Origin of the sequence: Lelliottia sp. SL45 (genome assembly GCF_026672535.1) — a bacterium.
GTDB classification, from domain to species: domain Bacteria; phylum Pseudomonadota; class Gammaproteobacteria; order Enterobacterales; family Enterobacteriaceae; genus Enterobacter; species Enterobacter nimipressuralis.
Genome location: NZ_JAPPRH010000003.1, coordinates 3,387,478 through 3,400,175 on the forward strand (window position 1 = coordinate 3,387,478; position 12,698 = coordinate 3,400,175).

Annotated in this window: 16 protein-coding genes; 8 read left to right on the forward strand and 8 right to left on the reverse strand. The window is 53.4% G+C overall.

Annotated features, from left to right (window positions below; genetic code table 11):
- Positions 1–243: 243 nt before the first annotated feature.
- The 6 genes from frdA (at position 244) to OVA10_RS22430 (ending at position 5,334) form a co-directional block, all read left to right on the forward strand.
- Complete coding sequence (frdA, locus tag OVA10_RS22405; protein ID WP_107702403.1) at positions 244–2,034, forward strand: fumarate reductase (quinol) flavoprotein subunit; 1,791 nt, start codon at positions 244–246, stop codon at positions 2,032–2,034.
- The gene (locus OVA10_RS22410) at positions 2,027–2,761 is read left to right on the forward strand and encodes a succinate dehydrogenase/fumarate reductase iron-sulfur subunit (protein ID WP_100777908.1); all 735 of its coding nucleotides are present in this window, start codon (positions 2,027–2,029) and stop codon (positions 2,759–2,761) included. Before frdA ends, OVA10_RS22410 begins: the two co-directional genes overlap by 8 nt.
- Before the next feature lie 10 nt (positions 2,762–2,771).
- Positions 2,772–3,167, forward strand: a complete 396-nt coding sequence (gene frdC, locus OVA10_RS22415; RefSeq protein ID WP_100777909.1) for a fumarate reductase subunit FrdC — start codon at positions 2,772–2,774, stop codon at positions 3,165–3,167.
- Positions 3,168–3,177: 10 nt separating this feature from the next.
- A complete protein-coding gene (gene frdD / locus OVA10_RS22420; protein ID WP_102104428.1) occupies positions 3,178–3,537 on the forward strand; it encodes a fumarate reductase subunit FrdD in 360 nt (119 codons plus the stop codon).
- A gap of 59 nt (positions 3,538–3,596) precedes the next feature.
- Entirely contained in the window at positions 3,597–4,739 is a 1,143-nt protein-coding gene (gene ampC, locus OVA10_RS22425) for a CMY2/MIR/ACT/EC family class C beta-lactamase (protein ID WP_268196819.1), read from the forward strand.
- Positions 4,740–4,803: 64 nt separating this feature from the next.
- Positions 4,804–5,334 carry a lipocalin family protein gene (locus tag OVA10_RS22430; RefSeq protein WP_268196820.1) on the forward strand — a complete coding sequence of 177 codons (531 nt, stop codon included), beginning with the start codon at positions 4,804–4,806 and terminating at the stop codon, positions 5,332–5,334.
- On the opposite strand, the gene sugE is transcribed toward OVA10_RS22430, so the two are convergent.
- The gene (gene sugE / locus OVA10_RS22435; protein ID WP_100777912.1) at positions 5,331–5,648 is read right to left on the reverse strand and encodes a quaternary ammonium compound efflux SMR transporter SugE; all 318 of its coding nucleotides are present in this window, start codon (positions 5,646–5,648) and stop codon (positions 5,331–5,333) included. The genes OVA10_RS22430 and sugE overlap by 4 nt on opposite strands.
- A 263-nt stretch (positions 5,649–5,911) precedes the next feature.
- On the opposite strand from sugE, the gene OVA10_RS22440 reads away from it, so the two are divergent.
- Positions 5,912–6,511: a LuxR C-terminal-related transcriptional regulator gene (locus OVA10_RS22440; RefSeq protein ID WP_100780775.1), complete on the forward strand. Its 600-nt coding sequence runs from the start codon at positions 5,912–5,914 to the stop codon at positions 6,509–6,511.
- 40 nt (positions 6,512–6,551) lie between these two features.
- Here OVA10_RS22440 and ecnB read toward each other — a convergent pair whose 3' ends face one another.
- The 3 genes from ecnB to efp all read right to left on the reverse strand — a co-directional run bounded on the left by ecnB (position 6,552) and on the right by efp (position 7,565).
- Positions 6,552–6,698, reverse strand: coding sequence for a lipoprotein toxin entericidin B (ecnB, locus tag OVA10_RS22445; protein ID WP_100777913.1), 147 nt, complete (start codon positions 6,696–6,698; stop codon positions 6,552–6,554).
- Positions 6,699–6,808: 110 nt separating this feature from the next.
- A complete protein-coding gene (locus OVA10_RS22450) occupies positions 6,809–6,940 on the reverse strand; it encodes an entericidin A/B family lipoprotein (protein WP_100777914.1) in 132 nt (43 codons plus the stop codon).
- A gap of 58 nt (positions 6,941–6,998) precedes the next feature.
- Positions 6,999–7,565, reverse strand: coding sequence for an elongation factor P (efp, locus tag OVA10_RS22455; protein WP_095280459.1), 567 nt, complete (start codon positions 7,563–7,565; stop codon positions 6,999–7,001).
- Positions 7,566–7,606: 41 nt separating this feature from the next.
- Between efp and epmB the strand changes: the two genes are divergently transcribed.
- A complete protein-coding gene (gene epmB / locus OVA10_RS22460) occupies positions 7,607–8,635 on the forward strand; it encodes an EF-P beta-lysylation protein EpmB (protein ID WP_268196821.1) in 1,029 nt (342 codons plus the stop codon).
- A gap of 111 nt (positions 8,636–8,746) precedes the next feature.
- Here the strand turns inward: epmB and OVA10_RS22465 are convergent, their stop codons facing one another.
- From OVA10_RS22465 to OVA10_RS22480, 4 genes are all read right to left on the reverse strand, one after another.
- Entirely contained in the window at positions 8,747–9,100 is a 354-nt protein-coding gene (locus tag OVA10_RS22465) for a DUF4156 domain-containing protein (RefSeq protein ID WP_100777916.1), read from the reverse strand.
- Between the two features lie 126 nt (positions 9,101–9,226).
- Positions 9,227–10,581 (reverse strand): IS3 family transposase gene (locus OVA10_RS22470; RefSeq protein ID WP_268196822.1). Its coding sequence is split into 2 segments (ribosomal slippage): positions 9,227–10,113 and positions 10,113–10,581, totalling 1,356 coding nucleotides; the frame shifts between segments, so codons are not numbered across the junction.
- 130 nt (positions 10,582–10,711) lie between these two features.
- Positions 10,712–12,355 carry a chaperonin GroEL gene (gene groL / locus OVA10_RS22475; protein ID WP_268196823.1) on the reverse strand — a complete coding sequence of 548 codons (1,644 nt, stop codon included), beginning with the start codon at positions 12,353–12,355 and terminating at the stop codon, positions 10,712–10,714.
- A gap of 40 nt (positions 12,356–12,395) precedes the next feature.
- Positions 12,396–12,689 carry a co-chaperone GroES gene (locus tag OVA10_RS22480; RefSeq protein WP_003855929.1) on the reverse strand — a complete coding sequence of 98 codons (294 nt, stop codon included), beginning with the start codon at positions 12,687–12,689 and terminating at the stop codon, positions 12,396–12,398.
- Positions 12,690–12,698: the final 9 nt, after the last annotated feature.

Consider the following 12,698-nt stretch of genomic DNA (forward strand, 5'->3'; position numbering starts at 1 on the left):
TTGCACAGTAAATTTTCTCGATTCAGCAATCCGCTAAATTCCGTGACGCAATCCATCAATTACGGTGATAAATCCCAGGACTTAACAGCAAAAAAATCGAACGCGTCAAATTTCCCCCACATCCATACGGTTATACTGTTTTACCCATAAAGGAGCAGTGGAAACGCATTCGCAACCGCCCTTGCGGCAAGTGAAACCTGTCAGGTCACACGTTGCGAAAAAACAAAAATCTGGAGGAATGTCGTGCAAACTTTTCAAGCCGATCTTGTCGTTATAGGTGCTGGCGGCGCAGGATTACGGGCTGCGATTGCTGCAGCACAAGCGAATCCAACCGCTAAAATCGCACTGATTTCAAAAGTCTATCCGATGCGCAGCCACACGGTTGCCGCAGAAGGAGGGTCCGCCGCCGTCGCGCAGGATCATGACAGCTTCGAATACCATTTCCACGACACGGTTGCAGGGGGCGACTGGCTTTGCGAACAGGACGTCGTTGACTACTTTGTCCATCACTGCCCGACGGAAATGACCCAGCTGGAGCAGTGGGGCTGCCCGTGGAGTCGCCGCCCGGACGGTAGCGTTAACGTGCGCCGCTTCGGCGGGATGAAGATCGAACGCACCTGGTTTGCCGCCGATAAAACCGGCTTCCACATGCTCCACACCCTGTTCCAGACCTCCCTTCAGTTCCCTCAAATTCAACGCTTCGACGAACACTTCGTCCTCGACATTCTGGTTGACGACGGTCATGCCCGTGGTCTGGTGGCGATGAACATGATGGAAGGCACGCTGATTCAGATTCGCGCCAATGCGGTAGTGATGGCGACGGGCGGTGCAGGACGCGTCTATCGCTACAACACCAACGGCGGGATCGTCACCGGTGATGGCATGGGCATGGCGCTTAGCCACGGCATTCCGCTGCGCGACATGGAGTTCGTGCAGTATCACCCAACCGGTCTGCCGGGTTCTGGCATTCTGATGACGGAAGGCTGCCGTGGTGAAGGCGGTATTCTGGTCAACAAAGATGGCTATCGCTATCTGCAGGATTACGGCATGGGCCCGGAAACACCGCTCGGTGAGCCGAAAAACAAATACATGGAACTCGGTCCGCGCGACAAAGTTTCTCAGGCGTTCTGGCACGAATGGCGCAAAGGTAACACCATCTCCACGCCGCGCGGCGATGTGGTCTATCTCGACCTGCGCCATCTGGGCGAGAAGAAATTGCTGGAGCGTCTGCCGTTCATCTGCGAACTGGCGAAAGCCTACGTTGGCGTCGACCCGGTGAAAGAACCGATTCCAGTGCGTCCAACGGCGCACTACACCATGGGCGGTATCGAAACCGATCAGCAGTGCGAAACACGCATCAAAGGGCTGTTTGCCGTCGGGGAGTGTTCTTCCGTCGGCCTGCACGGTGCCAACCGCCTCGGCTCTAACTCGCTGGCAGAGCTGGTGGTGTTTGGTCGTATGGCGGGTGAGCGTGCGATGGAGCGTGCTACTACTGCCGGTGAAGCCAACAGCGCCGCGCTGGACGCGCAGGTAGTGGATGTCGAAAAACGCCTGAAAGCGCTGGTTAACCAGGAAGGGACGGAAAACTGGGCGAAAATCCGCGACGAAATGGGGCTCTCCATGGAAGAAGGCTGCGGCATCTACCGTACGCCGGAGCTGATGCAGAAAACCGTCGATAAGCTGGCGGAGCTGCAGGAGCGCTTCAAACGCGTGCGCATTACCGATACCTCCAGCGTGTTTAACACCGACCTGCTCTACACCATCGAGCTGGGCCACGGCCTGAACGTTGCCGAATGTATGGCACACTCCGCCCTGGCGCGTAAAGAGTCGCGCGGCGCGCATCAGCGTCTGGACGAAGGCTGTACCGAACGCGACGACGTGAATTTCCTCAAGCATACCCTCGCTTATCGCGACGCGGACGGTACCACTCGTCTGGATTACAGCGACGTGAAAATTACCACGCTGCCACCAGCAAAACGCGTGTATGGGGCAGAAGCGGAAGCAGCCGATAAGAAGGAGAAGGCGAATGGCTGAGATGCAGACGTTGAAAATTGAAGTGGTGCGCTACAACCCGGAAGTGGATGTCGCACCGCACAGCGCGTTCTACGACGTGCCTTTTGATGAGCAGACCTCCCTGCTGGATGCGCTCGGGTACATCAAAGATAACCTGGCACCCGACCTCAGCTATCGCTGGTCCTGCCGCATGGCTATCTGCGGCTCCTGCGGCATGATGGTCAACAAAGTGCCGAAACTGGCCTGTAAAACCTTCCTGCGCGAGTACACCAAGGGCATGAAGGTCGAAGCGCTGGGTAACTTCCCGATTGAACGCGATCTGGTGGTCGATATGACCCACTTTATCGAAAGTCTGGAAGCGATTAAGCCGTACATCATTGGCAACCCGCGCACACCGGATCAGGGTCCAAACACCCAAACCCCGGCGCAGATGGCGAAATACCATCAGTTCTCCGGCTGCATCAACTGCGGTCTGTGCTACGCCGCCTGCCCGCAGTTTGGCCTGAATCCGGAGTTTATCGGCCCGGCCGCCATCACGCTGGCACACCGTTATAACGAAGACAGCCGCGACCACGGGAAGAAAGAACGTATGGCGCAGCTGAACAGCCAGAACGGCGTGTGGAGTTGCACCTTTGTGGGCTATTGCTCGGAAGTGTGTCCGAAGCATGTCGACCCGGCCGCCGCTATTCAGCAGGGTAAAGTGGAAAGCTCGAAAGACTTTCTTATCGCCACCCTGAAACCACGCTAAGGAGTGCATGATGACGACTAAACGCAAAGCCTACGTGCGGCCAATGCCAGCCACCTGGTGGAAGAAACTGCCGTTTTATCGCTTCTATATGCTGCGTGAAGGCACGGCGGTTCCCGCGGTCTGGTTCAGCCTTGAACTGATGTACGGCCTTTTCGCGCTGAAGCACGGCCCGGAAACCTGGGCCAGTTTTGTGGGCTTCCTGCAAAACCCGATCGTGGTGATCCTGAACCTGATCGTGCTCGCCGCCGCGCTGCTGCATACGAAAACCTGGTTTGAGCTGGCGCCGAAAGCAGCAAACATCATCGTGAAAGGCGAGAAAATGGGACCGGAGCCTGTCATTAAAGGGCTTTGGGCGGTGACTGCAGTGGTGACTGTGGTCGTTCTGTTTGTGGCACTGTTCTGGTAAGGAGGCCTGAGTGATTAATCCCAATCCAAAACGCTCTGACGAGCCGGTATTCTGGGGCCTGTTCGGTGCAGGCGGCATGTGGAGCGCCATCGTCGCACCGGTCATCATCCTGCTGGTAGCGATCTTGCTGCCGCTGGGGCTGTTCCCTGGCGATGCGCTGGGCTACGACCGCGTGTTTGCGTTCGCCAGCAGCTTTATTGGCCGCGTGTTTATCTTCCTGATGATTGTTCTGCCGCTCTGGCTGGGGCTGCATCGCATCCACCACGCCATGCATGACCTGAAAATCCACGTGCCTAACGGCAAGTGGGTGTTCTACGGTCTGGCAACCATTCTGACGGTTGTCACCCTGGTTGCTATCGTCACAATTTGATATTGTGCGTCTTCATCCGGCCCGCCCTTCCGGCGGGCTTTTTTATGGAAGATGCTCAGATGAAAAAATCACTTTGCTGTGCGTTACTGCTCAGCGCGTCATTCTCAACGCTCGCGGCCCCCGTGACAGACAAACAGCTGGCCGATATCGTTAACCGCACCATTGCCCCGCTCATGCAGGAGCAGGCTATCCCAGGGATGGCGGTCGCGGTGATTTACCAGGGCAAACCTCACTTCTTCACTTGGGGTAAAGCCGATATAGAAGCTAACCGCCCCGTCACTCAGCAAACGTTGTTTGAACTGGGTTCCGTGAGCAAAACCTTCACCGGTGTGCTGGGCGGCGATGCCATCGCGCGCAGCGAAATTCGCCTGAGCGATCCTGTGACAAAATACTGGCCTGAGCTGACGGGTAAGCAGTGGCAGCACATTAACCTGCTTCATCTGGCGACCTACACGGCGGGTGGTTTGCCGTTGCAGGTGCCTGATGAAGTAACCGATCGGGCTGCCTTGCTGAAGTTCTATCAAAACTGGCAGCCACAGTGGGCGCCCGGCGAAAAGCGTCTTTACGCGAACGCCAGCATTGGCCTGTTTGGTTCGCTTGCGGTCAAACCCTCCGGTATGAGCTTTGAAAAGGCCATGACCACGCGCGTACTCCAGCCGCTGAAACTTAATCACACCTGGCTGACCGTGCCTGAGAGCGAACAGCAGCATTACGCCTGGGGCTATCGCGACGGCAAAGCGGTTCACGTTTCGCCGGGCCAGTTGGATGCAGAAGCCTACGGCGTTAAAACCACAATTGAGGATATGGCGAGCTGGGTGCAGGCCAACATGAATCCGGCAACCGTAAGCGATCAAAAACTGCAGCAGGGCATTACGCTTGCTCAATCGCGCTACTGGCAGATCGGTGAGATGTATCAGGGCTTAGGCTGGGAAATGCTGAACTGGCCGGTGAAGGCGAAAACGGTGGTGACCGGCAGCGATAATAAAGTGGCGCTGGCGCCGGCGACTGCAGTGGAAATTAATCCGCCTGCGCCTGCCGTGAAAGCATCATGGGTACATAAAACCGGATCCACCGGCGGATTTGGTAGCTACGTGGCCTTTATTCCGGAAAAAGATCTCGGCATCGTGATGCTGGCGAATAAAAGCTATCCCAACCCGGCTCGTGTAGATGCCGCGTTCCGTATTCTGGACGCGCTCCAGTAACCTTTTGTCCCGCATTTTCCTTGCTGTCATCTACACTTAACAAAAAAACAGCAAGGAAACTTCTATGCGCATTTTGCCTGTTATCGCCGCGGTGACAGCCGCGTTTTTAGTTGTGGCCTGTAGTTCCCCTACCCCGCCGAATGGCGTCACCGTAGTGAATAACTTTGATGCACAGCGTTATCTCGGTACCTGGTATGAAATCGCCCGTCTCGATCACCGCTTTGAGCGCGGGCTACAGCGCGTCACTGCGACCTACAGCACCATGGATGACGGCGGCATTCAGGTCATTAATAAGGGATATAATCCAGAGCGTGGAATGTGGCAGCAGACGATCGGCAAAGCCTACTTTACCGGCGACCCGAGCAGAGCCGCGCTGAAAGTGTCGTTCTTTGGCCCGTTCTACGGCGGGTATAACGTGATTGCGCTGGACCGGGAATATCGCCATGCGCTGGTCTGCGGGCCGGATCGCGACTATCTGTGGATACTCTCACGTACACCGATCATTTCTGACGAAATGAAAAAGCAAATGCTCGATGTCGCGACCCGACAAGGGTTTGATGTGTCGAAATTAATCTGGGTTGAACAGCCGCATTAATGGGTGCTGAGTTTAAGCCCAATAATCCCCGCGACGATTAACGCGAGGCTGGCGATACGCGCCGGACTCGCGGATTCCCCCAACAGCAGAATGCCGGTAATTGCCGCACCGACTGCGCCAATCCCCGTCCACACGGCATAGGCTGTCCCCACGGGCAGCGTGCGCATCGCCCAGGAGAGCAGTGCAATACTGACAATCATCGCGGTGACGGTAATGATGCTGGGCGTGAGGCGCGTAAAACCGTGGGTGTATTTCAGGCCAATGGCCCACACCACTTCCAGCAAACCGGCGATCAAAAGAATTATCCAGGACATATCAGGCTCCTTAACTTAAATAACAGTCTGGGGCCGTCCCCGGTGAGAGAAGCGCTTGCAGGTCGTCCCGCAAGGCTGAGTTGAGAGGCCTATTCTGCGCAAGATGTGATTTTTTTTCAATCTGTTTGCTGAATGTAAGTAAAAGCCTGAAATAGCCTCAGTATGCAACGGAGTTCCATCATTTATCACTCATCGGACTTCCCTATGATGGTGTGCTTTCTGATGGCAGAAAGCCGAACCCGTTGCCTGATGCGAAAAAAAACATGTTTAAAATTCTCTTGATTGACCGTTGTCACTTCACCCGCTCAGGGTTTGCAGCATGGCTCAATCATTCAGGTCTGTTCCCCGGCTCTTTTATGGTCACCGGCGTTAACAACCTGTTCCTTGCCCGGGAGCATATCCTGCAATGGAACCCTACGCTGATTATTGCTGACTTAAATAGTTTTACTCAGGATATGGGTGATATCCAGCAACTCTCCTCGCTGCTCATTGCCAGCGAGACGCGGCCTTTTATTTTGCTGCAATCCAGCGAAAAAACGGACATGTCGCAATATATAAAACAGTTCCCGCTGTGGGCCTCGCTGTGTAAAAACACGCCGCTCTACACGCTGGCGACGGTGATTAATGACGCCCTGAGTTCCTGTGCCAGCTATGAGATACCGCAAATTGCGACGCCGCTCCTGACCCGCCAGGAAGAGAAAGTATTAGCACTGTGGATGGAAGGCGCGAGCAATCAGAAAATTGCCGGTAAGCTGAGTATTAACAGTAAGACGGTCTACACCTACAAACGGAACATCCGTATGAAGCTGCATATGGATACGCGGTTTTCACCGTTTTTGACACTTCAGGACGTTGCAAGCTGACGGTACGGTGGCAGTTCCGTACCGTCCGTTAACACCGCTATTAATTCTGTGCTTTTGTTGCTGCACCAGAAATAGCGTTACCGCCGCTTTGGATATCTTCACCCACGCCACGCGTGGTGTTGCATGCGGTTAATACTGAGGAAAGCACCAGTACAGAAAAGATCGCTGCAATTGTTTTCTTAACCATAATATATCTTCCTTTTATAGCCAATGTTATTTGTGTATAGCCACTTAAGGATAGACAAAATCCCGCCGGTCGACGGAAAAGGACGTATTTTTTCGGAGTTTTAGAAGTGATTAGCTGGCCGCGTGGGAAATAACATGGCCCAGATCTTTAATATCCTCGCCGACACCACGTGCGGTATTGCACCCGGAAAGGATCGCGCTGGAGAGCACCAGCATCAGCAGAATTTTAACGGTACGTTTCATCATCCCTGCCTGAATCAATCAGGCGCAGCAGACGCTGCGCCTCAATCATTTACATGAATTACTTCACGCGGGATACGTATTCGCCAGAGCGAGTATCCACTTTGATCACTTCGCCAATCTGAACGAACAGTGGAACTTTAACCACTGCGCCAGTGGACAGCGTTGCTGGCTTGCCGCCAGTCCCTGCGGTATCACCTTTCAGGCCTGGATCGGTTTCAATGATTTCCAGCTCAACGAAGTTAGGCGGAGTCACGCTGATAGGCTGACCGTTCCACAGGGTCACGATACATTCAGCCTGATCCAGCAGCCATTTCGCATTGTCACCAACGGCTTTCTCGTCAGCAGCCAACTGCTCGAAAGTTTCGTTGTTCATGAAGTGATAGAACTCGCCGTCGTTGTACAGGAAGGTCAGGTTCATATCGACCACGTCAGCGCCTTCAGCGGAGTCGGTGGATTTGAAGGTTTTCTCAACACGGGTACCGGTCAGCAGGCGACGCAGCTTAACGCGCGCAAATGCCTGGCCTTTACCTGGTTTAACGAATTCGCTGGCTTCAACCGCATACGGTTCGCCGTCCATCATGATTTTAAGACCAGCACGAAAATCGTTGCTATAGTAAGTCGCCATAAGGCCCTCTGAAAATTGTTAACTGGTAGCTAAGCCACAAAATGGCGCATATTGTAACCCTAAATACCCCGTCCAGAGAAGATTGGTTATCGCAACTTCCCGATGTAATCACCAGTCCTGATGAACTGCTGCGTCTATTGAATATAGACACGGATGAAAATTTGCTCGCCGGTCGTGAAGCAAAACGCCTCTTTGCCCTGCGCGTGCCGCGTGCGTTTGTCGCGCGTATGGAGAAAGGCAACCCCGACGATCCGCTGCTTAAACAGGTACTTACCTCGCAGGATGAGTTCGTGACAGCACCGGGCTATAGCACCGATCCGCTGGAAGAACAGAACAGCGTGGTGCCGGGCCTGCTGCATAAATACCTCAACCGCGCGCTGCTGCTGGTGAAAGGTGGCTGTGCGGTAAATTGTCGCTATTGCTTCCGTCGCCACTTCCCGTATGCCGAAAATCAGGGCAATAAGCGCAACTGGCAGGTGGCACTGGACTATATTGCCGCCCATCCGGAGCTGGATGAGATCATCTTTTCCGGTGGCGATCCGCTGATGGCGAAGGATCACGAGCTGGACTGGCTGCTCACGCAACTCGAAGCGATCCCGCACATCAAACGGTTACGCATTCACAGTCGTCTGCCGATTGTGATCCCCGCGCGCATCACAGACACCCTGGTTTCGCGCTTCGAACAGTCGCGGCTGCAAATCCTGCTGGTGAATCATATTAACCACGCCAACGAGATCGACAACGCATTTCGTTCGGCGATGGTTCGTCTGCGCCAGGCTGGCGTGACCTTGCTAAACCAGAGCGTGCTGTTGCGCGGCGTGAATGATAACGCACGTGCGCTCGCCGATCTGAGCAATGCGCTGTTTGATGCGTCGGTTATGCCCTATTACCTGCATGTGCTGGACCGCGTTCAGGGTGCGGCGCATTTCATGGTGAGCGATGAGGAAGCCCGGCAGATTATGCGGGAGCTACTGACGCTGGTATCAGGCTATATGGTGCCGAAACTGGCGCGAGAAATTGGTGGTGAGCCGAGCAAAACGCCACTGGATTTGCAGCTACGTCAGTCGTAAAAAGCGGATGGTGTAGGGTCAAAACAAAACGGCAACAGGTGTTGCCGTTTTTTGTTTGTACCCTCTGCGATAAACAGAGGATTCAGGTGAGGACATTAGCCCGCACGTGACTCAGTTCGGGCACTTATAGACCTGGCCGTTCATGGAACTGGCCGTCGGGACAAAGCTCGACAGAATGCCTTGCGACGGGCTGCTCACACCGTAAATGACGTTGCCACCCATTGCCGCCGCCTGGTTACGCAGCGCATTCGCGGCACCACGCATTGAACCGCCTTCGTCACCGTGCTGACCCGACATCCAGTTACTCTGCTCACCGGTTGCCGAACCTAACAGCTGGCACTCGCTGCCCGGCTTATCTTCCACAAAGCGAACGCCCTGACCCGCCGAGGAGAGCTCATTACTGGAGCTACAACCTGCCAGCAGCAACGCTGCCCCTACGATCCCTGCACAGACTTTAACGCGCATGTTATTCCCCGTTTGCAATAAGCTGGACAAGAGTTGTCCGTGTGTAAACCTTATACTAAAAAGATGAACAAAAGAAAAACCCCCAGACATTTCTGAACTGACCCCCGAAAGTTGGACAGTGATTTACTAGGCAGCTAACTGAACCTGGGTCCGGTATTCTACCGGGCTCAGGCCTTTTAACCTTGAGCTGATTCGCTCATTGTTGTAGTAATCGATGTACTCTTCGATGGCCCTTCGTAGCTCTTTGGTACTTTTAAATTTATTCAGGTAATAACATTCTGATTTGAGCATTCCAAAGAAGCCTTCCATCACGGCATTGTCCAGGCAGTTTCCTTTGCGCGACATGCTTTGAACCACTCCGTTTGATTTCAAGATATGCTGGTAATGCTTCATCTGGTACTGCCAGCCCTGATCTGAATGCAGGATTGGCTTATCGCTTTGCCCAAGCCTCAGCATGGCCTGCTCAAGCATCGTATTAATCATCTGTATTCTGGGCCTCTCGGACAGGCTGTAGGCGATTATCTCTCTGTTATAAAGGTCCAGCACTGGGGAAAGGTAAAGTTTCTTCCCTTCTACGGCGAACTCCGTTACGTCGGTAACCCACTTTTCGTTCGCCTTCTCGGCATTAAAGTTCCGCTGTAGGAGATTTGGTGCAACTTTCCCCACCTCACCTTTCCATGAACGGTATTTTTTCACCCGGATGAGTGCCTTCAGGCCCAGTTCCTCCATTAGTCTCTGCACGACTTTATGGTTAATACTGAGGCCCTGTCTTCTCAGCCAGACGGTGATCCGGCGATATCCATAGCACCCTTTATGATACTGGTAAATCTCGCTAATTTGAGTTTTTAAGTCAGCATCAGAATCAGGCTGCGTAAGCCGCCTGAGATTATGGTACCAGGTGCTACGTGGCAGTTTTGCTGCACGCAATAAATCACGCAAACTGTGCTCATGCCTTAGTTCATTGATTATTTGTGTTTTTTCTCTAGTTTTTCGTTTTGAACTAAGGCTTTCAGCTTTTTTAGATAGGCATTCTCCGCTCGCAGATAGCGGAGCTCGGCAGCAAGCTCCTCCTGTGTCATTTTCTCTGGAGGGAATGTTGTTATTTTTTGTTCTGGCTGGCTTTTTTTGTTCACGTGGCTGGGTATTCCTCTGCGGGAGTTGAGTGATTCAGCTCCATGGTCTTTATACAGACTAACCCATTTTCTAATCACTGAGGCATCAGAAACATTAAACCGTGCAGCCGCTTCCCGGGGGGACAGATCTTCTTTGATAGTGGTGAGTACGATTTGAAGTTTTTCTTCGTAGGATGTATGGGTTCGCTTTCGCCTAAGTCCGTCAAGACCATGCTTAAGATAAACCCTGATCCATTTTTTTACTGATGTGATTTCGACATTAAAGTAGGCTGCGGTTTCCCGCTGCCCGGCATGACCTTCCGTGTAGTGCATTACTACGGCTAGTTTTAGTTCTAATGAATGCTTCATGAATCTGCACCTTACTCAGTTGAGTGTCCAACTTTTGGGGTGCAGTTCATTTCTGCCTGGGGGTTTTTCAATTCCGGGAGGGTTACGCCCAACGCATTCTGGTTACAGAATGATGCCGGGCGTAGGGCAATTACATCATGCCGCCCATTCCACCCATACCGCCCATGCCGCCTGCGCCTAAGTCAGGAGCATCGCCTTTAGGCAGGTCGGTCACCATGCATTCGGTGGTGATCATCAGACCCGCTACAGATGCCGCGTACTGCAGAGCAGAACGGGTAACTTTAGTTGGGTCCAGGATACCGAAGTCGATCATGTTGCCGTATTCTTCAGTTGCTGCGTTGTAACCGTAGTTACCTTCGCCTGCTTTCACGTTGTTCGCCACAACAGACGGCTCTTCACCGGCGTTGGACACGATCTGACGCAGTGGAGCTTCCATTGCGCGCAGCGCAACTTTGATACCCACGTTCTGATCTTCGTTCTGAGCAGTCAGGCCAGCCAGTTTAGCGGCAACGCGAACCAGCGCAACACCACCACCCGCAACCACGCCTTCTTCTACCGCAGCACGGGTTGCGTGCAGGGCGTCATCAACGCGCGCTTTCTTCTCTTTCATTTCAACTTCGGTAGCAGCACCGACTTTGATTACTGCAACGCCGCCTGCCAGTTTCGCTACGCGCTCCTGCAGTTTTTCACGGTCGTAGTCAGAGGTCGCTTCTTCGATCTGCTTACGGATCTGAGCAACACGGCCCTGGATTGCGCCTTCGTCACCCACGCCATCGATGATGGTGGTGGTGTCTTTGTTGATCACAACGCGTTTCGCCTGACCCAGGTCTTCCAGAGTCGCTTTTTCCAGTTCCATACCGATTTCTTCAGAAATCACGGTACCGCCGGTCAGCGTTGCGATGTCCTGCAGCATTGCTTTACGACGATCGCCGAAGCCAGGTGCTTTAACCGCAGCGACTTTCACGATGCCGCGCATGGTGTTAACCACAAGCGTTGCCAATGCTTCGCCTTCAACATCTTCAGCGATGATAACCAGTGGTTTACCGGCTTTCGCAACGGCTTCCAGCACTGGCAGCATTTCACGGATGTTGGAGATTTTTTTGTCAGCCAGCAGGATGAACGGGCTTTCGAGTTCAACAGCGCCGGTTTCTGGCTTGTTGATGAAGTATGGGGACAGGTAGCCGCGGTCGAACTGCATACCTTCTACTACGTCCAGTTCGTCTTCCAGACCGGTACCGTCTTCAACGGTGATCACGCCTTCTTTACCGACTTTGTCCATCGCTTCAGCGATCAGTTTACCTACGGTTTCGTCGGAGTTAGCGGAGATAGTACCCACCTGCGCAATCGCTTTAGAGTCGGAGCATGGTACGGACAGGGCTTTCAGCTCTTCAACAGCGGCGATAACCGCTTTGTCGATACCGCGCTTCAGATCCATTGGGTTCATGCCCGCAGCAACAGCTTTCAGGCCTTCAGCGATGATCGCCTGAGCCAGCACGGTCGCGGTGGTGGTACCGTCGCCTGCAGCGTCGTTCGCTTTAGAGGCAACTTCTTTCACCATCTGCGCGCCCATGTTTTCGAATTTGTCTTCCAGTTCGATTTCACGTGCAACGGAAACGCCATCTTTAGTGATGGTTGGTGCGCCGAAGGATTTATCCAGCACTACGTTACGGCCTTTCGGGCCCAGGGTCACTTTAACTGCATCTGCCAGTACGTTTACGCCGCGCAGCATTTTCACACGAGCGTCGTTACCGAATTTTACGTCTTTAGCTGCCATGTTCTTATTTCCTCAAATTCGTTCAGTATCGTTTCGCGGATTACGCTTCAACAATTGCCAGGATGTCGCTTTCGGACATGATCAACACTTCTTCATTGTCGATCTTCTCGGATTTCACGCCGTAGCCATCGTTGAAAATCACGATGTCGCCAACTTTAACGTCCAGCGGTTGCACTGTACCGTTTTCCAGGATGCGGCCCTTACCGACAGCGATGATTTCGCCACGAGTTGATTTGGCTGCTGCAGAACCGGTCAGTACGATGCCGCCTGCAGATTTGGTTTCAACTTCTTTACGCTTGACGATCACACGATCATGTAACGGACGAATACTCATTGATAGCTC